This window comes from Nonomuraea sp. NPDC049269, assembly GCF_043197155.1.
GTDB lineage: Bacteria > Actinomycetota > Actinomycetes > Streptosporangiales > Streptosporangiaceae > Nonomuraea.
The window spans coordinates 1,646,396-1,668,330 of the sequence record NZ_JBICSO010000001.1 but is presented as its reverse complement, the minus strand read 5'-3'; the positions used below and the strand labels follow the sequence as shown (position 1 = coordinate 1,668,330).

At 70.3% G+C, this 21,935-nt stretch carries 24 protein-coding genes; 14 read left to right on the top strand and 10 right to left on the bottom strand.

Features of this window, described 5'->3' with window-relative positions; genetic code table 11:
• Positions 1 to 124: 124 nt before the first annotated feature.
• Positions 125 to 304 (top strand): hypothetical protein, encoded by a 180-nt coding sequence (locus ACGFNP_RS07700; protein ID WP_393316009.1) that lies wholly within the window; start codon positions 125 to 127, stop codon positions 302 to 304.
• A gap of 130 nt (positions 305 to 434) precedes the next feature.
• The gene (locus ACGFNP_RS07695) at positions 435 to 1,598 is read left to right on the top strand and encodes an NAD(P)/FAD-dependent oxidoreductase (RefSeq protein ID WP_393316006.1); all 1,164 of its coding nucleotides are present in this window, start codon (positions 435 to 437) and stop codon (positions 1,596 to 1,598) included.
• 9 nt (positions 1,599 to 1,607) lie between these two features.
• Here the strand turns inward: ACGFNP_RS07695 and ACGFNP_RS07690 are convergent, their stop codons facing one another.
• Positions 1,608 to 1,796, bottom strand: coding sequence for a substrate-binding domain-containing protein (locus tag ACGFNP_RS07690; RefSeq protein ID WP_358318800.1), 189 nt, complete (start codon positions 1,794 to 1,796; stop codon positions 1,608 to 1,610).
• A gap of 88 nt (positions 1,797 to 1,884) precedes the next feature.
• On the opposite strand from ACGFNP_RS07690, the gene ACGFNP_RS07685 reads away from it, so the two are divergent.
• The 3 genes from ACGFNP_RS07685 to ACGFNP_RS07675 are packed head-to-tail and all read left to right on the top strand — an operon-like array spanning position 1,885 to position 4,468.
• The gene (locus ACGFNP_RS07685; protein WP_393316003.1) at positions 1,885 to 2,745 is read left to right on the top strand and encodes an NAD(+)/NADH kinase; all 861 of its coding nucleotides are present in this window, start codon (positions 1,885 to 1,887) and stop codon (positions 2,743 to 2,745) included.
• A gap of 41 nt (positions 2,746 to 2,786) precedes the next feature.
• Positions 2,787 to 3,500 carry a DUF72 domain-containing protein gene (locus ACGFNP_RS07680; RefSeq protein WP_393316000.1) on the top strand — a complete coding sequence of 238 codons (714 nt, stop codon included), beginning with the start codon at positions 2,787 to 2,789 and terminating at the stop codon, positions 3,498 to 3,500.
• Complete coding sequence (locus tag ACGFNP_RS07675) at positions 3,500 to 4,468, top strand: magnesium transporter CorA family protein (RefSeq protein WP_393315997.1); 969 nt, start codon at positions 3,500 to 3,502, stop codon at positions 4,466 to 4,468. Before ACGFNP_RS07680 ends, ACGFNP_RS07675 begins: the two co-directional genes overlap by 1 nt.
• On the opposite strand, the gene ACGFNP_RS07670 is transcribed toward ACGFNP_RS07675, so the two are convergent.
• The 3 genes from ACGFNP_RS07670 to thrS form a co-directional block, all read right to left on the bottom strand.
• A complete protein-coding gene (locus tag ACGFNP_RS07670) occupies positions 4,469 to 5,416 on the bottom strand; it encodes a TAXI family TRAP transporter solute-binding subunit (protein WP_393315994.1) in 948 nt (315 codons plus the stop codon). It abuts the gene before it with no gap.
• Positions 5,413 to 7,341 (bottom strand): TRAP transporter fused permease subunit, encoded by a 1,929-nt coding sequence (locus tag ACGFNP_RS07665; RefSeq protein ID WP_358318805.1) that lies wholly within the window; start codon positions 7,339 to 7,341, stop codon positions 5,413 to 5,415. Before ACGFNP_RS07665 ends, ACGFNP_RS07670 begins: the two co-directional genes overlap by 4 nt.
• Positions 7,342 to 7,419: 78 nt before the next feature.
• Positions 7,420 to 8,595, bottom strand: coding sequence for a threonine--tRNA ligase (thrS, locus tag ACGFNP_RS07660; RefSeq protein ID WP_393315991.1), 1,176 nt, complete (start codon positions 8,593 to 8,595; stop codon positions 7,420 to 7,422).
• Positions 8,596 to 8,822: 227 nt separating this feature from the next.
• Between thrS and ACGFNP_RS07655 the strand changes: the two genes are divergently transcribed.
• Positions 8,823 to 9,794 carry a LuxR C-terminal-related transcriptional regulator gene (locus ACGFNP_RS07655; protein WP_358318807.1) on the top strand — a complete coding sequence of 324 codons (972 nt, stop codon included), beginning with the start codon at positions 8,823 to 8,825 and terminating at the stop codon, positions 9,792 to 9,794.
• 5 nt (positions 9,795 to 9,799) lie between these two features.
• Here ACGFNP_RS07655 and bla read toward each other — a convergent pair whose 3' ends face one another.
• Positions 9,800 to 10,744 carry a class A beta-lactamase gene (gene bla / locus ACGFNP_RS07650; protein ID WP_358318808.1) on the bottom strand — a complete coding sequence of 315 codons (945 nt, stop codon included), beginning with the start codon at positions 10,742 to 10,744 and terminating at the stop codon, positions 9,800 to 9,802.
• A 112-nt stretch (positions 10,745 to 10,856) separates the two neighbouring features.
• Positions 10,857 to 11,318, bottom strand: a complete 462-nt coding sequence (locus ACGFNP_RS07645) for an ATP-binding protein (RefSeq protein ID WP_358318809.1) — start codon at positions 11,316 to 11,318, stop codon at positions 10,857 to 10,859.
• A 159-nt stretch (positions 11,319 to 11,477) separates the two neighbouring features.
• Between ACGFNP_RS07645 and ACGFNP_RS07640 the strand changes: the two genes are divergently transcribed.
• The 5 genes from ACGFNP_RS07640 (at position 11,478) to ACGFNP_RS07620 (ending at position 16,520) form a co-directional block, all read left to right on the top strand.
• Complete coding sequence (locus ACGFNP_RS07640; RefSeq protein ID WP_358318810.1) at positions 11,478 to 11,945, top strand: adenylyltransferase/cytidyltransferase family protein; 468 nt, start codon at positions 11,478 to 11,480, stop codon at positions 11,943 to 11,945.
• Positions 11,946 to 11,975: 30 nt separating this feature from the next.
• Positions 11,976 to 12,563, top strand: coding sequence for a hypothetical protein (locus ACGFNP_RS07635; protein ID WP_358318811.1), 588 nt, complete (start codon positions 11,976 to 11,978; stop codon positions 12,561 to 12,563).
• Between the two features lie 91 nt (positions 12,564 to 12,654).
• Positions 12,655 to 13,407, top strand: a complete 753-nt coding sequence (locus ACGFNP_RS07630) for a DUF427 domain-containing protein (RefSeq protein WP_358318812.1) — start codon at positions 12,655 to 12,657, stop codon at positions 13,405 to 13,407.
• A 579-nt stretch (positions 13,408 to 13,986) separates the two neighbouring features.
• Positions 13,987 to 14,922, top strand: a complete 936-nt coding sequence (locus ACGFNP_RS07625) for an ATP-binding cassette domain-containing protein (RefSeq protein ID WP_393315985.1) — start codon at positions 13,987 to 13,989, stop codon at positions 14,920 to 14,922.
• On the top strand, positions 14,919 to 16,520 hold the full coding sequence (locus ACGFNP_RS07620; protein ID WP_393315982.1) for an ABC transporter permease: 1,602 nt from the start codon (positions 14,919 to 14,921) through the stop codon (positions 16,518 to 16,520). Before ACGFNP_RS07625 ends, ACGFNP_RS07620 begins: the two co-directional genes overlap by 4 nt.
• Before the next feature lie 22 nt (positions 16,521 to 16,542).
• On the opposite strand, the gene ACGFNP_RS07615 is transcribed toward ACGFNP_RS07620, so the two are convergent.
• The 3 genes from ACGFNP_RS07615 to ACGFNP_RS07605 form a co-directional block, all read right to left on the bottom strand.
• A complete protein-coding gene (locus tag ACGFNP_RS07615) occupies positions 16,543 to 16,752 on the bottom strand; it encodes a hypothetical protein (protein WP_393315979.1) in 210 nt (69 codons plus the stop codon).
• Positions 16,753 to 16,846: 94 nt separating this feature from the next.
• Positions 16,847 to 17,848, bottom strand: coding sequence for a magnesium and cobalt transport protein CorA (locus tag ACGFNP_RS07610; protein ID WP_393315976.1), 1,002 nt, complete (start codon positions 17,846 to 17,848; stop codon positions 16,847 to 16,849).
• A gap of 102 nt (positions 17,849 to 17,950) precedes the next feature.
• Complete coding sequence (locus tag ACGFNP_RS07605) at positions 17,951 to 18,955, bottom strand: hypothetical protein (RefSeq protein WP_393315973.1); 1,005 nt, start codon at positions 18,953 to 18,955, stop codon at positions 17,951 to 17,953.
• 173 nt (positions 18,956 to 19,128) lie between these two features.
• Here ACGFNP_RS07605 and ACGFNP_RS07600 point away from each other — a divergent pair, with 173 nt between their 5' ends.
• Genes ACGFNP_RS07600 through ACGFNP_RS07590 form a run of 3 tightly spaced genes read left to right on the top strand, consistent with a single transcriptional unit; the run spans position 19,129 to position 21,334 of the window.
• Positions 19,129 to 19,521 (top strand): GntR family transcriptional regulator, encoded by a 393-nt coding sequence (locus tag ACGFNP_RS07600; RefSeq protein WP_393315970.1) that lies wholly within the window; start codon positions 19,129 to 19,131, stop codon positions 19,519 to 19,521.
• A complete protein-coding gene (locus ACGFNP_RS07595; protein ID WP_393315967.1) occupies positions 19,518 to 20,372 on the top strand; it encodes an ABC transporter ATP-binding protein in 855 nt (284 codons plus the stop codon). The genes ACGFNP_RS07600 and ACGFNP_RS07595 overlap by 4 nt, the downstream gene beginning before the upstream one ends.
• On the top strand, positions 20,369 to 21,334 hold the full coding sequence (locus tag ACGFNP_RS07590) for an ABC transporter permease (protein ID WP_393315964.1): 966 nt from the start codon (positions 20,369 to 20,371) through the stop codon (positions 21,332 to 21,334). Before ACGFNP_RS07595 ends, ACGFNP_RS07590 begins: the two co-directional genes overlap by 4 nt.
• Positions 21,335 to 21,353: 19 nt before the next feature.
• Here ACGFNP_RS07590 and ACGFNP_RS07585 read toward each other — a convergent pair whose 3' ends face one another.
• Positions 21,354 to 21,935 (bottom strand): TIGR03086 family metal-binding protein, encoded by a 582-nt coding sequence (locus ACGFNP_RS07585; RefSeq protein WP_393315961.1) that lies wholly within the window; start codon positions 21,933 to 21,935, stop codon positions 21,354 to 21,356.

The window sequence follows — 21,935 nt, the reverse complement described above, 5'->3', positions numbered from 1 at the left end:
TCTGGAGGAGCGCCGTGTCGCTGCCGCAGATCCGGCTCGACGACCCGCGCGTCCCGGCACTGGCCAAGGCCCGCGAGCAACTTGCCCATGAAGGGGCCCTCTGCCCGACCTGGGAGGAGCTCAGATGAAGCGACAGGACATACATCTCAGCGCTCGCTTGGATACCGACGAGGCGCTGGAGCAGGTCGCCGCGCGCGTGGGCCGGCCCGCCTGCGCAGGCTGCTCGATCCCGTCCCGCCTGACCTCCACGAGCAGCTCCCGCACCTGGTCCTCGGTGGCCTCGGCCAGCGAGGTCTTCGGGTAGGGAGTGGTCCTTCGTCGATCACGGCAGCGTAAGAAGCTCTTCGGCTACGCCCACAGATGACCGTGCTCGACCGCTTCCTCCCGCTCCGCGCGTTCGGCGATCCTAGACTTGTCGAAGGAGGAACCGGTCAATGAACGAAACCGGACGCGAGCTGCCCGCGCGGGCCTCAGCGGTCATCATCGGGGGCGGCGCCATGGGCGTCAGCTCGGCCTACGCGCTGGCCGCGTCCGGGGTCACCGACGTGGTCCTGGTCGACAAGGGGCCGCTGGGCTCCGGTTCGACCTCGAAGGCCGCCGGGGGAGTGCGCGCCCAGTTCTCCGACCGGGTCAACATCGAGCTCGCCGTACGCAGCCTTGAGACGTTCGAGACCTTCGCCGGCCGCTTCGGGCAGGAGATCGACCTGCACCAGGTGGGCTACCTGTTCCTGCTCGACTCGCCCGAGTCCGTCGCGGAGTTCGAGAAGAACGTCGCGGTCCAGAACGACCTGGGTGTGCCCAGCCGGATGATCTCGGTGCGCGAGGCCGCGGAGCTGTCGCCGCTGATCGACACCGACGGGCTGCTCGCCGCCGCCTACTCGCCCACCGACGGCCACTGCACCCCCGAATCCGTGGTGCTCGGCTACGCGGGCGCGGCCCGCCGGCTCGGCGCCCGGTTGCTGCCCAACTGCGCCGCGACCGGCATCGAGACGGTGGACGGCCGCATCGTAGCCGTCCACACCGAGGGCGGCCGGATCGAGACCGACACCGTGATCTGCGCGGCCGGCGCCTGGTCGAGCCCCATAGGCGCGTGGGTGGGCGTCGACCTGCCGGTGAGCCCGCTGCGCAGGCAGATCCTGATCACCGAGCCGGTCCCCGACCTGCCGCCCATGACGTTCACCATCGACTTCGGCACCACGTTCTACTTCCACCGGGAAGGTCCCGGCCTGCTCCTGGGCATGTCCGATCCGGACGAGACGCCGGGGTTCAAGTTCGACCGGTCCGACGCCTGGCTGCCGCGGCTGGGCGAGGCCATGGCCCGCCGCGCCCCGGCGCTGATGGAGACGGGCATCGCCACCGGCTGGGCCGGCCTGTACGAAGACACGCCGGACCACAACGCGCTCATCGGGACCGCCCCGAACGTCGACAGGTTCATCTACGCCACCGGCTTCTCCGGCCACGGCTTCCTGATGAGCCCGGCCGTCGGAGAGGTGGTCCGCGACCTCTACCTGGAACGGGCGCCGTTCGTCGACGTCACCGCCTTCGACGCGAGCCGCTTCGTCCTGGCCGGGGCCAGGCCCGAGCTCAACATCGTCTGACGGGACCGGCTATCCGAGGGAGCGCACGCTGTCCCGGTCGAGGAACCGGGTCGGGATCACGGTGCGCCGGCCTCGTACGGCCCCCGAAGAGCCGGAGATCTGCGCGAACAGCTGGTCGGCGGCGGCCCGTCCCATGTCGTAGGCGGACTGCACGACCACCGAGATCCGGGGCCGCACCAGCGTGGTCCACTCCACCATGTGAGATCGATCTCAGATTGAGGTAGATGATGCCCCTCCGTGAACAGGCGCGTCAAGGCTGATCCGAGGCCACCCATAAGCTGGCCACATGGGCATGGTCGGTACGGTCGGGCTGGTGTTGCATCCCAGGCGCGACTCCAAAGAGGCGATCGACACCATCCTGAGCTGGGCCGCCGGCAAGGGAGCCACCGTCATGGGGCTGCCCGAGGAGGTCGGCCGCATCGACTGCAGCGCCGTGGCGGTCGACGCCGACATGCTGGTCGAGCGGGCCGACCTGCTGGTGAGTCTCGGCGGAGACGGGACGATGCTGCGCACCATGCGGCTCATCGCCGGACGGCCCACGCCGGTGCTCGGGGTGAACCTGGGGCGGCTGGGGTTCCTGGCCGAGATCGACGTCGAGGAGTTGCCCGCGACCCTGTCCGCCATCGACGACCACCGCTACACCGTCGAGCCGCGCATGGCCGTGCGGACCAAGCTCGACGGGGGCGCGGAGCTGATCGCGTTCAACGACATCGCGCTGGTGCGCATCCCGGGCGACGGCATGGCCGCGGTGAGCGTCATGCCGGAGGGTGATCCGTTCGTGCGCTACGCGGCCGACGCCGTGATCGTGGCCACGACCACCGGGTCCACCGCCTACAGCTTCGCCGCGGGCGGGCCGATCGTGTCGCCGCGGGTGGAAGGGCTGCTGGTCGTGCCCGCCGCCGCTCACTCCTCGTTCAACCGGGCGCTGGTCCTGCCCGCCGACGAGGACGTGACGCTGGAGCTGCTGCCGTCGAGCGGGCGGCTGGCGGTGGAGGTGGACGGGGCGGTGCTGGGGCATCTGTGTCCCGGTGACCGCATCACGGTGGCCGCCCTGCCGGGCGCGGCCATGGTGGTGCGCCTGGGGACGACGTTCTACGAGCGGGCCCGGCGCAAGCTGCGGGTGGACGGCAGCGCCGAGGTCGACTGAGCCCAGGGATAGGGGCGCGTTCACGGGGTAGGCGCACGGGCATGGCGACGCTGGTGGGCACGTCCGGGTGGCAGTACAAGGACTGGCGCGGCATCCTCTATCCGCAGGAGGTCCCGCAGCGTCTCTGGCTGGAGACCTACGCCGAGTCGTTCGGCACCGTCGAGAGCAACAACGCCTTCTACCGCCTGCCCTCACCCGAGTCCTTCGCCGGCTGGCGGGACCGCACGCCAGACGGGTTCGTGATGGCCGTCAAGGCGAGCAGGTTCCTCACCCACATCAAGCGGCTGGCCGATCCGGCCGAACCGGTGGAGCGGCTGATGAACGCCGCCTCGGCGCTCAAGGACAAGCTCGGCCCGATCCTCGTCCAGCTCCCGCCGACCCTGAAGGCCGATCCGGACCGGCTCGCCCGCTGCCTGGACTGCTTCCCGAAGCACGTGCGCGTCGCGGTCGAGCCCAGGCATCCGTCGTGGTGGACGGACGAGGTCCGCGAGATCCTGGCGGCCCGCGACGCCGCTCTGTGCTGGGCCGACCGCCTCGGCAGGCCGCAGAACCCGTTCTGGCGCACCGCCGGCTGGGGATACGTGCGGCTGCACGAAGGCAGGGCCACCCCCTTTCCGTCGTACGGCGACACGTCGCTGAAGACCTGGGCCAGGCGGGTCGGGGAAGCCGGTTGGGGCGACGCCTACGTCTACTTCAACAACGATGTCGGGGGAGCGGCTGTGCGCAACGCGCGACGCTTTGCCAAACTCGTCTAGTGCATACCCGCCTGTACAGGAACGGTGTCCTGGAGAAGGAGGGCTTCCCGATCGAGGAAGTCTCCGACTACGTGGACGACGAGGCCAACACCGTCTGGTTCGACCTGTGCTCGCCGACGCCGGAGGACCTCGCCGCCGTCGGCGAGGAGCTCGGCCTGCACGAGCTCGCGGTCGAGGACGTGCTGTCCGACCACCAGCGCCCCAAAGTGGACATCTACCAGAATCACCTGTTCCTCACCGTGTACGGGGTGCACTTCGACGACGGGCGGCTCGACCCGGTCGAGGTCAACGCCTTCGTGACGAAGAACGCCCTGGTCACCGTCCGCGAGAGCGACCACTTCGACATCGGCGAGGTGCTCAAGCGCTGGGACGCCGGCAAGCGGCTGGCCGGGCACGGCGTGGCGTTCCTGCTGCACGGTCTGCTCGACTATGTGGTCGACGAGCAGTACGACCTCGTCCAGGAGTTCGACGGCAGGGTGGAGAACCTGGAGGACCTGCTGTTCGAGGAGGCCCCGATCGACGGCAGGCACCTGCAGCGCACCATGTACGACCTGCGGAAGAACATGGCGAGCTTCCGCAAGATCACCATGCCGATGCGCGAGGTGGTCGGCGGCCTGCTCCGCCGCGACCAGGAGCTGATCGCCGACCCGGTGATGGCGCCCTACTACGAGGACGTCTACGACCACGTGGTGCGCGTGACGGAGTGGACGGAGTCGCTGCGCGACCTGCTGGCCAACATGCGGGAGACCCGCCTCGCCCAGCAGGGGTTCCGGCTGAACGAGATCATGAAGCGGGTCACCAGCTGGGCGGCGATCATCGCGGTGCCGACCGCGATCACCGGCTTCTACGGCATGAACGTGCCCTATCCGGGCGAAGGTCAGCCCTGGGGCGTCTGGCTGTCATCGTCGCTGGTGGCCGTTGCCTCCGTCGCGCTGTACGTGGTGTTCAAGAAGAAGGACTGGCTGTAGTCAGCCTTTCTCCTTGTAGTAGCGGGCCGCGCCCGGGTGCAGGGCCACCGGCTCCACCTGCTGGCCGATCTTGAGGTCGAGCTTGGCCGCCTCGGGGTGCACGGCCGCGAGCTGGGCCTTCTTCTCGAACAGCGTCTTGGTGATGTCGTACGCGAGCTGTTCGTCCATCTTGTCCGGCACGAGCAGCACGTTGGCCACCCCGACCGTCTTGATGGTGCCCGGCAGCTTGTAGAGGGACATGTCGATGTCGAGCCCGACGTACTCCTTGCCGTACTTGGCCTGCATCGGCCCGAGCACGTCGGTGGTGTCGAGCAGCTTGATGTCCGGCTTGCTGGTGGCCAGGTCCACGATGCCGGCCGTGGGCAGCCCGCCGACCCAGATGAAGGCGTCGATCGTGCCATCCTTGACGGCCTGCACCGACTCGTTGATGGACAGCTGCTGCTTGGAGATGCCGGAGTCGGGGTTCAGCCCGGCCGCCTCCAGCAGGCGCCTGGCCAGGACCTGGGTGCCCGAGTTGGGCGGGCCGATCGAGACCCGCTTGCCCGCCAGATCGGCGACCTTGCTCGCGTTGAGGCCGGGGGCGACGACGACATGGGCGTAGTTGTCGTAGATGCGGGCGATGGCCTTGATCGGCTGTTTGGCGGTGAAGGACCCGGTCCCGTTGACGGCGTCGGTGGCGGTGTCGGTCTGCGAGAAACCGATGTCGGCCTTGCCGCCGGCCAGCAGCTTGATGTTCTCGACGGAGCCGGAGGTGACGGACGCGGTGGCCTGGGTGTTGGCGATGTTGTCGGTCAGCTGTTTGGCCAGGCCCCCGCCGTACACGTAGTAGACGCCGGTCGTGCCGCCCGTGGCGATCGACAGCCGGTGGCCCGAGCCGCTCACGCTGGCGCAGGCGGCCACCCCGGCGGCCAGTGCCGTCGCGGCGAGTACCGCAAGAATCCGCTTCACGCTGGGACTCTCCTTCTCCTGATGAGGTGCACGGCCGCCGCGACGGCCAGGACGGCCAGGCCCGCGACGATGGGGACGGGTTCGAGGAACAGCAGCAACACGGCGGCCGCGGCGGCCAGCAGCCGTTCGGGCCACCCGGTCACCCCGCCGGTGGCCATGGCCAGGGCGGCCACCGCGACGGCCGAGACCGCGGTCATCAGCAGCACGGTGCCGAAGGGTCCCTGGCCGAGCAGCGCCTGGCCGTTGGGCGTGAGCACGAACGCGAACGGCACCAGGAACGCGGGCAGCGTGTAGCGCCAGGTCATCATCATCGTCTTGTAGGTGTTGCCGCCGGTGATGGCAGCCGCCGCGACGGCCGACAGCGCGGTCGGCGGGCTCACCTCCGACAGCACCGCGTAGTAGAAGACGAACATGTACGCCTCGGCGGGCGTGACGCCGAGCGTGGTGAGCGCCGGGCCGATGATCACCGCCGCGATGATGAAGCTCGCGGTCACCGGTACGGCCAGGCCGAGCAGCATGACCGCGACCCCGGACATGACCGTCGTCAGGATGAGGTTGCCCGCGGCGACGTCCACGATGATCCCGCTGAGGTTGAGCCCGAGCCCGGTCTGGGTGATGACGCCGACGATGATGCCCGCCGCCGCGCACACCGCCGTCACCGGCAGCACCTCCAGCGTGCCCTTGGCCAGCGCCTGCGCGGTCCGCTTCGGCCCCATCCGGTGCTCGGGATCGAGGAAGGACAGGACGAACGCGACGGCGGTGGCGATCACCACCGACTGGAACGCCGACCGGTCCAGCGCCATCAGCACGATGATGAGGACGAGCGAGCTGAAGTGGTAGCCGAAGCGCAGCAGCAGCCGGCCCGCCTTCGGCGCGTCCACCGGGACGGCGTGGGTGCCGAAGCGGCGCGAGTCGATCTCGATGGCCAGGAAGATGCCCAGGTAGTACAGGATCGTGGGGATTGTCGCGTAGATGAGCACCTCAAGGTAGCTGACCTTGAGATACTCGGCGATGATGAACGCCGCCGCGCCGAGCGTGGGCGGTGAGAGGATCGCGCCGATGCCGCCCGAGGCGAGGATGCCGCCGGCCGCCTCCTTGGGGTAGCCGGCCCGCCGGAGCACCGGCCAGGCGACACTGCCGAGGCTGACCGTGGTGGCCACGCCCGATCCGGAGACGGTGCCGAGCAGGAAGCCCGCGGTGGTGACCGTACGGCCGGGGGCGGCCCGGGACTTGCGGAAGGCGGCGAAACTCAGGTCGATGAAGAACTTACTCGCGCCCGAATAATCCAGCACCGCACCATAAATCGTGAAAAGGATGATGTAGCTGGCGGCGACCTGCATGGGGACACCGAAGAAGCCCTCGGTGCCCGTGTAGAGCTGCGACACGATCTGCCCGAGATCGAAGCCCCGATGACCGATCGTCCAGCCAATCGGCAGATACGCGCCAAAATAGGCATAAATCAGGAAAAGCAGGCAGATGATGGTGAGTGACCAGCCGACCGTGCGGCGGACCGCCTCCAGGAGCAGCACGGTCAGCACCAGGCCGGCCACGATGTCGAGCTCGGTCAGCGCCGAACCCGACCCCCGGTCGCGGAACGCGTCGATGTCGAGCAGCGGATAGACGAGCACCGCGAGCGAAGCCGCCGCCAGCGCCCAGTCACCCACCCCGGGCCGATCGACGGCTTCGCGACGCGACGAGATCCCCGAGCGATAGCAGAGGAACACCAGCGGCAGCGCCACCGCCAGGAACGTCAGCCGATGCTCCAGCGCCTCGACCGGCCTGAACACCACCACCAGCGAGTAGACCGACAGCAGCCCGCCGACGATCCACACGCCGAGCCGCAGCACGCCGGTCAGCTGCCGAGCCGGACGCTCTTGCTCGTGGGCCGACACCAGCTCCGCGTCACGGTCGCTCAGTTCGGTCAAGTGGTCCTCCCTGACAGCGCGCTTGAGGGGACTTTACGAGCCCTTTACACGGCTGGGAAGACCCCTCGCGATCTTCGGTCAGAATTCCGGACGGCATCGAGCGGCCAGCTCGGCGACGGGCAGCGCGCCCGCCTGGCTGCCGTCGCGCAACCGCACCGACGCCTCACCGCCCGCCGCCTCGCGCGGGCCCACGACGAGCTGGTACGGCACCAGCCGATGCGCCCTGATCCGGGCCCCGAGGCTGCCCTTGTCCGGCGCGGACAGCTCGGCCCGCAGCCCGGCCGCGACGCCGCTCCGTACCAGCTCCCTGGCAGCCGGCAACTCGGCGTCGGTGAGGGGCAGCACGACGGCCTGCACCGGCGCCAGCCAGGCGGGGAACGCCCCGCCGTGCACCTCGATCAGGTGCGCGACCAGCCGTTCCAGGCCGCCCACGACGCTGCGGTGGACCATGACCGGACGCCCGCCGCCCGCGTGCGAGAGGTCGAAGCGGCCGGGCTGGTAGAGATCCACCTGAACGGTCGACAGGGTCGCCTCGCGGCCCAGTGGGTCGGCGATCTGGATGTCGATCTTCGGGCCGTAGAAGGCGGCCTCGCCCCGCTCCTCGTCGTACGCGCGGCCCCGCTCGCGCAGCACCTCGCGCAGGATCGACTCCGACTCGGCCCACAGGGCCGGGTCGTCGACGTACTTGCCGCCCTCGCCCCGCAGCGAGAGCCGGTAGCGGACGGCCTCGATGCCGAGCTGGGCGTGCGCGGCCTCGATGAGGTCGAGCGCGGCCGACACCTCGGCGGCGGCGTCCTGCGGTGCGCAGAAGACGTGACCGTCGTTGAGCTGGATGGCCCGCACCCTGGTCAGGCCGCCCAGCACGCCCGACAGCTCCGAGCGGTACATGCCGCCCAGCTCGGCCAGGCGCAGCGGCAGGTCGCGGTGGCTGCGCGGACGTGAGCGGTAGATGAGCGCGTGGTGCGGGCACAGGCTCGGCCGCAGCACGAACTCCTCCCCGCCCACCTCCATGACCGGGAACATGTCGTCGCCGTAGTGCGCCCAGTGGCCGGATCTCTCGTACAGCTCGCGCTTGCCCAGCACGGGCGAGTTGACGTGCTGGTAGCCGTGGCGGCGTTCGAGCTCGTACACGTAGTCCTCGACGGCCTTGCGGATCGCCGAGCCGGCCGGCAGCCAGAACGGCAGCCCGGAGCCGATCATCGGGTCGGTGTCGAAGATGCCCAGCTCACGGCCGAGCCTGCGGTGGTCGTTCATGATCGTCCTTCGCGGGAAAGGGCGAACGACCAGAAACCCCGGGCGTTCGCCCGGGGAGCATGGAATCAGCGCGCCGGGACCGTGTCCGGCGTCGTCGTGACGTAAGCGCGCTGCATGCCCGCGACCTTAGCATCCGCGCCGATCACGGCGCTCGGTAAATGTTCCGGAGTGCCAGGGCGTGGTCAGGCGGTCTCGGTGCGCGAGTTCGCGCACTGATATAAAGAACCGTGGCCGAGATCACCCTGAACGTCCGCCAGTTGCAGGCGTTCGCCGAGGTCGGCTACCAGGCGGCGGGCGGCGGTGGCGCGCGCGGCGCGATGGCCGCGCTGCGCCGGGTGGTCCCGGTGGACGCCTACGAGTTCGTCGCGTTCGACCCGGCCAGCGGGCGGCACCACAGCGTCGTCTCCGACGGCCACCGGCGCATCGACGGCGACGCCGCGGAGGAGTACGCCGGGCTCGACGCCTATCGCACGGCGATGGCCACGCGGGCGCCGGTGCCGATGCCCGAGCCGGGCACCGAGCGCTATTTCCGCCGTCATCTCGCCCCATACGGGTGGCGCGCCGGGCTGACCGCGCCGCTGTTCCTGGCCGACGGACGTTACACGGGCCTGCTGCACCTGGCGGCCAGGGAGGCGTTCCCCGAGCTCACCGGCCCGCTGGTGGCGGCGGTGGCGCCCATGCTGGCGCACGTCACGGACCTGACCCGGTGCGTGATCGATCCGGTGGGGCTGCCGCCGGGGTTCCTCGCGGCCGCCTTCGACCGGCTGGGCGTCCGGCGCGAGGTCCCCGGCGTCGCGAAGTCCGCCGCCCTGTGGGACGAACCGGCCATCGCGGGACTCGCCCGGGCCTTCATCGACTCGCGCGAGCTGAGCCGCCGCGGCCTCTGGCTCGACCGAGCCGGTCGCTGGCACGAGGTGCGGGTGGTGCGGGCCGGCGTCGGCTTCCAGGGCTCGCTCCAGGGCGCGGTGGTGGCCGAACGCCCGTGCTCCCTGCCGTACGAGCTGACCGGCAGGGAGGTGGACGTGCTCACCCGGGTCGCGGCCGGCGACTCCAACCCGCAGATCGCCGCCGCCCTGGTGCTCAGCGTCCGCACCGTGACGACCCATCTGGAGCACATCTTCGCCAAGCTGGGCTGCGACAGCCGCACCCGCCTCACGACCAAGGCCCTCGCCGAGGGCCTGTGCCGTCTCGACGTCTGACCGCGTTACGGAAGTCTGCCCAGGCCGCGGGCGAGGATGGTGGCGGTGCCGGCGACGACCTTCTCGTCGTTGGCGGCGTCGGCGGCCGGGCGGTTGGTGTAGATCGCCATGATGATGGGGGCGGCATCCTTGGCCGGCCAGATGACCGCGATGTCGTTGGCCGTCCCGTACGTCGAGCCGGTGCCGGTCTTGTCGCCGATCGTCCAGGTCTTGGGCAGGCCGGCGCGGATGCGGGCGCCGCCGGTGGTGTTCGCCTTCAGCCAGCCGTTCAGGGTCGCCCGGTCCTTGGCGTCGAGCGCGTCACCGGTCGTGACCTTCCGGAGGTCGCGGGCGATGGACGCGGGAGTGGTGGTGTCCCGCCGCTCCTTGGGGGTCCAGTCGTTGAGCTCGGTCTCCCAGCGGTCCAGGCGGGAGATCGGGTCCTTCAGCGTACGGAAGTAGCGGGTCAGGCCCGCCGGCCCGCCGATCTGCTTCAGCACCATGTTGCCGGCGGTGTTGTCGCTGTAGGTGATCGCGGCCTTGCACAACTCGGCGACGGTCAGCCCGTCCGCCACGTGCTTCTCGGTCACCGGCGAATTCGACTTCAGGTCGTCGGCCGTCCAGTGCACGACCCGCTCCATCAGCCCCGGGTCCGAGGTGCGGGCCTTGTGCAGCGCGGCGGCGGAGATCATCGCCTTGAAGGTGGACAGCAGCGGGAAGCGTTCACCCGATCGGTAGGCGATCGTCTTCCCTGTGCCCGTGTCCAGGGCGTACGCGCCGATGCGGCCCTTGAAAGACGCCTCAAGCGCGCGCAGCTCCTTCTGGGCGCTTGAGGCGTCCCGTAGGTCACTCACCGCCTTTGTCGCGGCCGAGGCGGTGCCCGTCCCATAGACGCCGCCGCCGATGAGGGAGATCGTCAGCGCGGCCGCTTGCAGCGCGGCCGGGAAGCGGCGGGCGCGGGGGTTTCGCATGCCATGTCCTTGCTCTCGTCCAACAGAGGAGAGGAGCACAGCAGATCTGATCAGGTGATGTCTAATATCGATATCGAGAACATCTCCATATCGGTTATCGCATGACCGCAGGTCAGACCGCCTCAGCGGACCGTTGCGCGGGGACCGTCACCATGCGCATCTCGAACCACACGGCCGTCGCGCCGCTCTCGCGGACGACCCCCCACCGGTGGCTGAGCGCATCGAGCAGCGGCAGTCCGCGCCCGCTGGTCGCCTGCGGCCCGGTACGGCACGCGCACGGCGCCCCGCTCGACCCCCCGTCCTTCACCAGCACCCGCACCAGGGGCCCCGCGGAGAGCACCGACACCGTGAACCAGCCGCCCTCGCCGGAGCGGGAGTGCAGGATCGCGTTCGTGGCCAGCTCGCTGGTGAGCAGCACGCAGTCGTCGTACAGCGGATGGTCGCGGCCGAGCGCCGCCGTCACCAGCCCCCGCACCCTCGCCACCTGGGACGGAGCCCCTGGGAACCGGACGACGAGCGTGCCGTTGCCGGGCTCCTCGCCCCCTTCGACGCTGTGAAAGTCCGGCGGTGCCACGGCGACCTCCCCGATGACGGCTGCGTCATGAGACGCGTCAGACGGGTGCGAGAGGTTATCGCGAAAAGGTAGGAATGCCCTTTCCCGCGATCGATTGCGCGCCCGTTCCGGCCGACCGAGTACGCTGCGATCGACGAGTCGACTAGGAGGGGTGCCTGCGTGAGCAGCCTGGAGGCCGTCTGGGTGCAGCCATACGACCACCCGGGGGCCGTGTTCGTGACCGGAGTCTTCGACATCCTGCACGTCGGGCACGTGCGCTATCTGGGTGCCGTGGCCGGGCGGGGGCTGCCGTTGGTGGTCGGCGTGGAGGACGATCCACGCGTACGCGCGTGGAAGGGACCGACGCGCCCGGTCAACCCGGCCGTCGAGCGCGCCGAGGTGCTGGCCGCGCTCCGCTTCGTGAGCGGGGTGTTCATCGTGACCGGACCCTCGGAGGCGCACGGCCCGGAGGACTACATCGACCTGCTCGCCCCCATGCGGCCCGGAGCGCTCGCGCACACCGCGGGCGACCCGCACGCGGGCGGCCGCTGCGCCGCCGCCGCGCTGCTGGGCGCCGAATGCTGGGAGCTGGAGGCCATCCCCGGCCGATCGACCACCAGGATCGTCAACGCGGCGGGCATGGGCTGACCTCTTCATGATCGGTTAGTCTTTGCTGTCATGACGGCCGACCTGGTGGCGAAGCGGGTGACCGACCTGCTGGCCCCGCAAGTGCTGGTGATCACCATGCCCCCGGCCGTGGGCTTGATCGCCCATGGCTGGAGCGGTGGCGCGTGGGGCCTGGCGGCCTCGGCGCTGTGCGGCGGCGTGCCCGCCGGGGTGATCGCGCTGGGCGTCCGGTCGGGGCGGCTCGACTCCCACCACATCGTCGACCGGGCCCGCCGCACCGGGCCGCTGCTGGCCGCCGTCGCCGCCGTGCTGGTCGCCCTGGTGCTGCTCGTCGCGCTGGGCGCGCCGACCCTGCTGGTGGCCACGGTGACCGCGATGCTCGTCGCCCTGGCCGTCACCGTGCCGGTCACGATGCGCTGGAAGATCTCCTTCCACGCCGCCGTCTGCGCGGGGACCGTGGTGGTGCTGGCCCATGTCCTGCCCGTGGCGCCGACCGCGCTCGTCGGGGCGGCCGTCGTGGCGCTGGTGTGCTGGGCCCGGGTACGACTGGCCCACCACACGTGGGCGCAGGTGGCGGCGGGGACGCTGGTGGGCACGGCGGCGACTTGGGCGACGCTGGCGGCTTTCGGCCTGTCATAAGAGCTTCGTGGCGTTGGGCCCGCGCCAGAGGGCGGGCAATTACCGGGTAATCGGGTGGAATAGCCGCGACTGGTTGGTGGTTGCCGCGAGCATGGAAGCGAAGGAAGCCACGAGCCGCGGCCGGGTGCGTGTCGAGCGCTCCGCCAAGCGGATCAGGACCTACCTCGGCGGCCGGGTGGTGGCCGACACCACTCACGCCCTCCTGGTGTGGGAAATCCCCTATTACCCGACGTACTACTTCCCGCTGGCGGACGTGGAGGAGGCCGCGCTCAAGCAGACGGGCGCGACCAAGCACTCGCCCAGCCGGGGGGACGGCGTGGTCTACACGGTCACCTCGGGAGGCGCGGAGGCCCCGGAGGGGGCCCTGGCGTACCCGGAGTCGCCGCTGGAGGACATCCGCGGGCACATCCGCTTCGAGTGGGACGCCATGGACGCCTGGTTCGAGGAGGACGAGGAGGTCTTCTTCCACCCGCGCGACCCGTACACCAGGGTCGACATCCTGCCGAGCTCGCGGCACGTACGCGTCGAGGTCGACGGCGTGACGGTGGCCGACTCGCGCAGCCCCCGCATCCTCTTCGAGACGGGCCTGCCTGCCCGCTACTACCTGCCCAAGGTGGATGTCCGGTTCGACCTGCTCGAACACACCGACACCGCCACCCACTGCCCGTACAAGGGCACGGCGGAGTACTGGACGGTCAACGGCCGCAAGGACCTCGCCTGGTCGTACCGGACGCCGCTGCCGGAGAGCGAGCGGGTCGCGGGGCTGGTCGCGTTCTACAACGAGAAGCTCGACATCTACCTCGACGGCGAGCTCCAGGAGCGGCCGAAGAGCAAGTTCGGCTGACGCGCCCCGGGTCGACCCGTTGGAGCGGCTCCGGTCGACCCGTTGATCCCGACCTGGCGCCCTAGAACGGCCGCCGACCCGTTGATCTCGGCCTGGCGCCGTAGGGCGGCCGCCGACCTGTGGTAGGTCTCGGGCGACACGCCCGCGAGGCCGCGCGTGTCGGTAGTGTGCTTCTGCCTCAGACCGGAACGTCCCCACATAGCGGACACGCGCGTGGACAGCGTCGCGGGCGCACCGCGCTCGGTCTCGAAGACGAGGCGGTAGGCGGCCTCTCGCGCGGGCACGGTGAAGTCCGTCTCGACCTTCGACTGCTCGCCCACGAGGACGTCGTTGGCGGCCCACCTTGTCGTCTCCGCACGCCGGTTCTCCGATCATCGGCGAGATACCACCAGATAGTGCATTTGTTGCTGAGCCTGTCAGGAGGGCTGCTGGTCGGCTACACGTGCGTGTAGTAGGCTTTCTCGTTGCGTAGTCAGATATACGTGTGGATAGGAGCACGGCCCTGATCGGGCCGCTGACGCTCGGATCCGGGACGCGGCGCCGCGAACAGAGGATCGGCGCCCACGAGAAAGGTTCACGATGACGGCTCCCATCTCAGTGAGCGGTCTGGTCAAGACGTTCGGCCGCACCAGGGCGCTGGACGGGCTCGACCTGACCGTGAACACCGGCGAGGTGCACGGTTTCCTCGGACCGAACGGTGCCGGGAAGAGCACCACGATCCGGATCCTGCTCGGCTTACTGCGCGCCGACGCGGGCACCGCCCGGTTGCTCGGCGGCGACCCGTGGGACGACGCGACCAGATTGCATTCCCGGCTGGCCTACGTGCCCGGAGACGTCACGCTCTGGCCTGGCCTGTCCGGCGGCGAGGTCATCGACCTTCTCCTGCAGTCGCGTGGCGGCGCCGACCGTGCCCGACGTCAAGAGCTGATCGAACGCTTCGACCTGGACCCCAGGGTCAAGGTCCGCGCCTACTCCAAGGGCAACCGGCAGAAGGTGGCGCTGATCGCCGCGCTCGCCTCCGACGCCGAGCTGCTGATCCTCGATGAGCCCACCGCGGGCCTGGACCCGTTGATGGAGGCGGTGTTCCGCGACGTGGTTCGTGAGACGCGGCGGCGAGGCGACCGTACCGTGCTGCTGTCCAGCCACATCCTCACCGAGGTCGAGGAGCTGTGTGATCGGGTCACCATCATCCGCGACGGCCGGAGGATCGACACCGGCGGCCTGCCCGGCCTGCGCCACCTGACCCGCACCTCCATCCAGGCCGAGCTCTCCGCCGCTCCCGGCGCGCCCGCCGGCTCTCCCCGCGAGCTCGCCGAGCTGCCGGGAGTGCACGATCTGCGGACGGAGAACGGGCTCGTGCGCTTCGATGTCGAGGCCGACACGCTCGCCCCGGCGCTGCGGTGCCTCGCCTCCCTCGGTGTCCGTAGCCTCCTCAGCCAACCGCCCACGCTCGAGCAGGTGTTCCTGCGGTACTACGACAGGGCCGGCGCGACGCGCGCGGAGGCGGTCCGATGAACGCGCTCACCGGGACGGCTCGGTCGGCACGGCTGGCGCTGCGCCGCGAAAGACGCATCGCGCCGTGGTGGATCATCCTGCTCGTCGCCCTGGCCCTGGTGCTGGTCTCCTACATCAACCGGGCCATGCCCACCCCCGAGTTGATGACGACCTACACCACGATGATCAACCGCAACAGCTTCTTCCGGGCGCTCGGCGGCGGCTTCGTCGTGCCTGACCTGGGCTATATGGCGGCCTGGCGCAGCGGCGGTTTCCTCTACGTGCTGAACGGGCTGGCCGCCCTGATGGCCGTCGTCCGGTACACGCGCGCCGACGAGGAGTCCGGCCGGATCGAACTGCTGCGCGCGGGTGTGCTCGGCCGCCAGGCTCCCCTGGCCGCGGCCCTGCTGGTGGCGGGCGGGGTCAGCCTCGCCGGTGGCGCGTCGACCACGATCGCGCTGATCGGGATCGGGCTGGATCCGGCCGGGTCGATCGACTACGGCGCGGCCGTCACCATGGCCGGGTGGGTGTTCGGCGCCATCGCCGCCGTGGCCGCCCAACTCGCGCAGACCGCCCGTATGGCCAGAGCCATCAGCCTGTCCGTGCTCGGCCTCGCCTACATCCTGCGCTACGCCGGCGACGCCTCCGGACAGTACTGGATGAAGTACATCTCCCCGATCGGCTGGAGCCATCTGGTGGAGCCGTACTGGAGTGATCGTTGGTGGCTGCTGGCGATTCCAGCAGCGGTGACCGCCGCGCTGACGGCCATCGCCTACCGCCTGGCCGGCCGTCGCGACCTCGGCGCCGGACTGATCCACGAGCGTCGCGGGCCCGCGACCGCCCCCGGCCTGCGCGGCCCGATCAGCCTGTCCTGGCGGCTCCACCGCGGCCTGCTGGTCACCTGGGCCGCCGGAATCGCCTGCTTCGCGGCAGCGGCCGGCGGCGTCAGCACCCTGGTGTACCAGTTCACCGAGGCGCCCGGCGTAACGGTCGACAACCTGCTGAAGGCTTTCGGCGGCAGTCCGGGAGGCGGGGCGGTCGACTTCGCGCTCTGGGCCATCATCCTGATCTTCGCTCACGTCATCGCGCTCTACCCGGTCCTCATGGTCCAGCGGCTGCGCGCCGACGAGACCGCCGGCCGCGCCGAAGCCGTACAGGCCACCCCGATGACCCGGCTGCGCTGGGCCACCGGGCAACTGGTGGTGACCGGCCTGGGCACGGCAGCCCTGCTCGCCGTCGCCGGAGTCGTCTTCGGTACGTTCTACGCGTTCCTCGTCGGCGATCCCGCGGTGGACATCGCCCGCATCCTCGCCGGAACCCTGGGCACCATCCCCGCCGCCTGGCTGGTCGGGGCGGTCTGCGTGCTCGCCTACGGCCTGGTCCCGAGGGCCTCCGTGGTGATCGGCTGGATCATCTGGATCGCGGTGGCGGTCATGGGACGGGCCGCCGGCCCCCTGTACGGACTCTGGGGCGGGACTCCCTTCGAGCCCTTCCACTACATCCCCAACACCGTCGCCGGAGCCCCCTTCGACCCGGCGCCCGCCCTCACCATGGTCGCGCTGTCGGCGCTGTTGCTCGGTGGCGGGCTACTCGCCCTCCGCCACCGCGATTTCGGCTGAGGCCCTCATAGCCCACGCCCTGTCACTCCGGCCCGCGCGCCACAGGGGCCACGGTGACGCCTGTGCCGCCCGCCGACGCCAGCTCGCGGGCGAGCGTCCACGCGCCGATCAGCGCTTGTGAGGTGCTCATGCCGCTGGTCGGCGCGGCGCAGTTCCCCGCGTCGCCGACCAGCGTGATCCGGCCGGATGACCAGTGGTCCAGGTGGATCTGGCAGGTCGAGGCGAAAGTCATCCGCTTCACCCACCGGCGCGGAGGTGATCGCCGAGCTCCGATCGCTCGCCACCACGCTCTGACGGGGCTGTCATGTCCGGTCGTAAGTACCTCTTCACAACCACCCGCTCTTGCGCAGCAACCGGTGGACGATGAACGTGACGATGACCATGAGGCTCAGGCTGAGGGGATAGCCGAGCAGCCAGTGCAGCTCGGGCATGTGATCGAAGTTCATGCCATAGATCCCGGCGATCATGGTGGGGACGGCGATGAGGGCCGCCCACGAGGAGATCTTGCGCATGTCGACGTTCTGCTGAATGGCCGCCGCGCTCTGCTCACGGCTCACCAGGGCCAGATGAGCGCTCAGGGCGCTGGTGAGCAGTTCGTTGTGCTCGTCGACCTGGGCGTCCACGCGGAGCAGGTGGTCCAGGACGTCACGGAATTGGTCACGGGCGACCGTGCACAACTCCACCCGGCCTTTGACGATCTCCTCCAGAACCGGCACCAGAGGATCTTGGGCTGCGCGGAACTCCAGCACCTCGCGCTTGAGGGAGTAGATGTCTTCGGTGACATCGGCCTGCTCGCCGCTGAAGACGCGTCGCTCCAGGACGATGAGGTCGTGTTCGATCTCGTGGGAGATCTGTGAGTACGTGTCCACGACCTGATCGCAGATCGCGTAGAGCACCCCGGCGGGCCCGGTGGCCAGCAGTTCGGGATCGGATTCGATGCGCCGGCGCACCCCGGCCAGCGGGTTGGCCTGGCCGTGCCGGACACTGATGACGAAGTCGCGGCCCAGGAACAGGTTGATCTCACCGACCTCGATGTCGGAGCTCTCCTCCACGTACAGCAGCGGCTTGAGCACCATGAACAGGGTGTCGTCATAGCGTTCGAGCTTGGGCCGCTGGTGGGCGTGGATGGCGTCCTCCACGGCCAGCGGATGCAGCTTCACCTCTTGGGTGATGAGGTCGAACTCCTCCTGGGTGGGCTCATGCAGGCCGATCCACAAGAAGCAGTCGCCTCTGGCCCGGGCGTCACCGAAGGCGTCACTGATGTCGCCGCTGATGGTCTCGCGCACGCCGTTGCAGTAGATCGCCTTGTCCACAATCACATCAGGCATTGTGGCGCATTCCGCGACCTACCGCCGGGGTAGCATCCTGCTCGCCGGGGAGACGGCGAGTTCCAGGAACGGCCCAAGAGCGAGTTCAGCTGAGGCCGGTCATCAGCGGCCACTGCCGGCCGTCAGGCCGGAGTAGCCGGCCACCACCTGGACCTGGGCGAGTTTCCCGTCCTTGGGCGGGATGTGCGCCGCCACCTGGATCAGCTCGGTCATCTTCATGGAGTTGTAGTAGTGGCCACGCAGCAGGCCGCTGTCCTTCTGGAAGACGTAGTTGCGCTCCGGGCCCTGCCGTACGTCGTAACGCCTGTCCCGCTGGAGCGTGGTGAAGGTCAGCGCGCCGCCGTCGGCGGTGCGCAGCGCGTACGACGGGTAGCCGGTGGCGGGGCGGACCACCTCGGTGAGCTTCGCGTACCTGGCCATCTTCGCGCGGTTCGACGCCGCGCCGGTGGAGATGTCGTCGGCGGCGAAGAGGGTCTTGTCGGCCGCGGTGCCCTTGCCGCTGAGGTGGGCCGCGTAGCGCCGGGCGAGGTCGCCGGGCGCCATGAGCAGCCCCTTGCCGTCCGCCTGGGCCACCTCGGCGGCGGCGCCCGCGCCGTCGGTCTTGAGGCTCGGCAGCTTGTCGGCCGTGTCCTCGTAGGAGTCGGGGGAGTACACCTGCCGCCAGCCGGCCGCCTCCCGCGCGAACAGCAGGTACGTCACCTCCTTGGCCGTCTCCTTGCCGCGCTGCCAGTGCGCGGTGGTGAGGAACCAGGACGCGCCGCCGGCGGGTGGCGCGTAGTAGGTGGGCTTGGTGTAGGCGAAGGGCTTGTAGGTGTAGTCGGCCTGCTTGGTCAGCAGCCGGCTGGAGGTGTAGGCGGCCTTGTCGATGGCGAAGCTGGACCCACCCTCGAACCCGGCCAGCAGCTTCTCACTCCTGGCCCGGTTGGCGGCGTTGTTGCGTTTGATGTACTCGGCGATGATCGTGCGGCCCTCTTCGTCCGACACCGAGCGGCCGGCCCCCGGTGAGGTCGTGGCGGAGGTCGGTGCCGCCTTCGGCTCCGCCGCTTTGCCGAGCCCTGGCAGGCTGGGCAGGGCGGAGCATCCCGCCAGCAGGCATCCTGCCGTCACGCTACCGATCACTGTCCCGAACCGCCGCACCCCTGCACCTCAACCTACATAGACGGACTAAAGCGCATAAAGGTAGCAGTAGTGGCGGAACGTGATGTGGCCGCGTTCGGTTGACAAGGAGCGCCTCTGTCCAACACCCTTTCCCTATTGAATTAGGGAAAGGGTGTTTTTTGGTGATCGAGTTCTCTCTGGACCGCGGCTCGGGGGTGTCGACGTACCTGCAGCTCGTCCACCAGGTCAAGCAGGCGCTCCGGCTCGGGACGCTGCGGCCGGGTGACCAACTGCCCACCGCGCGCGAGGTCGTCGAAAAACTGGCGATCAACCCCAACACCGTGCTCAAGGCCTACCGCGAGCTCGAACGCGAAGGGCTGGTCGAGGGGCGGCCCGGGCAGGGGACGTTCGTGCTCCAGTCGATCGCCGGGGCGACGCTCGCCGACCATACCCGGCTGCGCCGGAGCCTGGAGGGGTGGGTGGGGGAGGCGCGCGAGGCGGGGCTCGATCTGGATGATCTTCGGGCGCTGTTCAACGTCGTCGTGACCGACGCGATGAAGGAGGGGGTGGCGTGAGGCCCGTGCTGGAGGCGACGGGGCTGGGCGTCCGTTACCGGCGCACGTGGGCGCTGCGCGACTGCTCGCTCTCCGTCCCGGCCGGGCGGGTCGCCGCGCTCGTCGGGCCGAACGGCGCGGGCAAGACCACGCTCATGCACGCCACCGCGGGCCTGATCACCCCCGACCGGGGCTCGGTTACGGTGTACGGCGAGGCGGCCTTCATGGCCCAGGACAAGCCGCTGTACGACGGCTTCACCGTCGCCGAGATGCTCGCGTTCGGCCGCCGGCTCAACCCCGGCTGGGACGACGCGGCCGCACGGAGCAGGCTCCAGGAGCTCGGCATCGGGCTCGACGGGAAGGTGGGCAAGCTCTCCGGCGGACAGCAGGCCCAGGTCGCGCTCACGCTCGTGCTGGCCAGGCACCCCGACCTGCTCGTGCTGGACGAACCGCTGGCCAACCTGGACCCGCTGGCCAGGCACGACGTCATGCGGTCGATCATGGCCGAGGTCGCGGACCGCGGGCTGAGCGTGCTGCTGTCCTCGCACGTGGTCTCCGACCTGGAGGACACCTGCGACTGGCTGGTCGTGCTGAACGGCGGGCGGCTGCAGGTCAGCGGCGACGTCGAGGAGCTCCTGGCCGAGCACCGCGTGCTGTCCGGCCCCGCCGAGCTGGCCGACGGCCTGGCGGCCAGGGCGCGGGTCGTCGGTGCCACGCGTACCGGACGGCAGGCCACGCTGCTCGTACGGGGCGAGCCCGTGCTGGATCCGCGCTGGAACGTACGGCCGGCCGGGCTGGAAGAGCTGGTCATGGCCTACCTGCGCAGTCCCGAGTCGGCGGCGCTGCCGGGGCTGGCGGGGGTGCGCGGATGATCTGGCTGACCTGGCGACAGCACCGGTCGCAGATGGTGATCACCGCCGGGTTCCTGGCCGCGCTCGGGCTGCTGCTGCTCGGCTCGGCGGTGGAGGCGAAGCTCTACATCGCCGGCCACGCCCCGCCCGGCTGTCCGGGGCCCGCGGCGGCCTGCGGCGAACTGGACGTGGTGCTGGGCCAGCGCTACGACGCGGTCTATACGATCTTCGGCTGGATGCCGCTGGTGCTGCCCGCGCTGATCGGCGCGTTCTGGGGCGCGCCGCTGCTGGGCCGCGAGTACGAGCGGGGCACCCACCGGCTGGCCTGGACCCAGTCGCTGCCGGTGGGGCGCTGGCTGGCGGTCAAGCTCGCCGTGCTGGGCGGGGCGGCGGTAGCCGGCGGGCTGGTGCTGTCGCTGATGGTGAGCCTGTGGCGGCCGGTGTTCCGCAGCGGGATCGACTCGTCGTTCGGCAACATCGGCGTGTTCAACATGGTCGGGGTCGCGCCGGCGGCGTGGTGGCTGTTCGCGTTCGCGCTCGGCACGCTGGCCGGGTCGCTGTTCCGGCGGACGGTGCCCGCCATGGCGCTGGTCGTGGCCGGGATCGTGGCGAGCATGTTCACGTTGTTCGCGGTGAGCGACTACTACGCGGAGCCGGCGCGGGCCGAGCTGACGAACGGTGTCGTGATGGACGATCCCGACGTACGGCTGGTCGGCGTGGCGTGGGAGGAGCCGTCGGGCAGGGAGGTGGAGAGCCCGGCCGCCGGGGTGTGCCCGCGCCGGGTGGACGTCGGGCAGAGCAACCGCAACGCCGAGGCGTGGGAGCGGTGCCTGTTCGGCAAGGGATACCGGTTCGTCGTCTATTACCACCCGTCGGCCCGCTTCTGGCGCTTCCAGTGGACGGAGGCGGGGATCCTGACGGTGGCTTCGGTGGCGATGTTCGGTCTGGTCGTGCGGCGGACCGTGCGCGGCAAGCTCCGCTGACGCGCACGGTCCCGGGCGGTCAGGCGGTCCAGGCCGGGTTGCGGCCCAGGTAGCGGAGGAGCTCCGCGACCTCGTCGTCGCCCGGCTCGGCGGGCACCACCGCGGCGTAGGCGCCCCACTGGCGCAGCGGCTCGACGATGCTCCTGGCCACCGGCAGCAGCTCTCCGGCCAGCTCCGGGGTCAGCGGCGAGGGCTGTCCGGTGGCCAGGGCGATGTCCCAGGCGTGCACCGCCGCGTCGAGCGCGCAGGCGCCCGCGCCCAGCGCGGGCGCCATCTTGTTCGGCGGCACCGGGACGGGCACCTCTTCGGCGTTCTTGTCGACACCGGCCCAGGCCCTGGCCGAGCGCTCCAGTGCGGCCTCTACGTACGCCAGCGGGTCCTCGGTCAGCTCGCCCGACGGCTCGAACGGGTTCTCGGCGGGTCCCGGCTCGCCGGTGAGGAAGGCGGCGAAGCCCACCTGGTCGCCCGCGGCGTGCTGGAGCACCTGGGTGACGTTCCACTGCTCGCAGGGCGTCGGGAGGTTCCAGCCGCCGGCCGGGACGCCGCGGACGGCCTGGCGGAGTGCCTCGTGCGAAGCATCGATGACGTTCCAGCCGCTCAT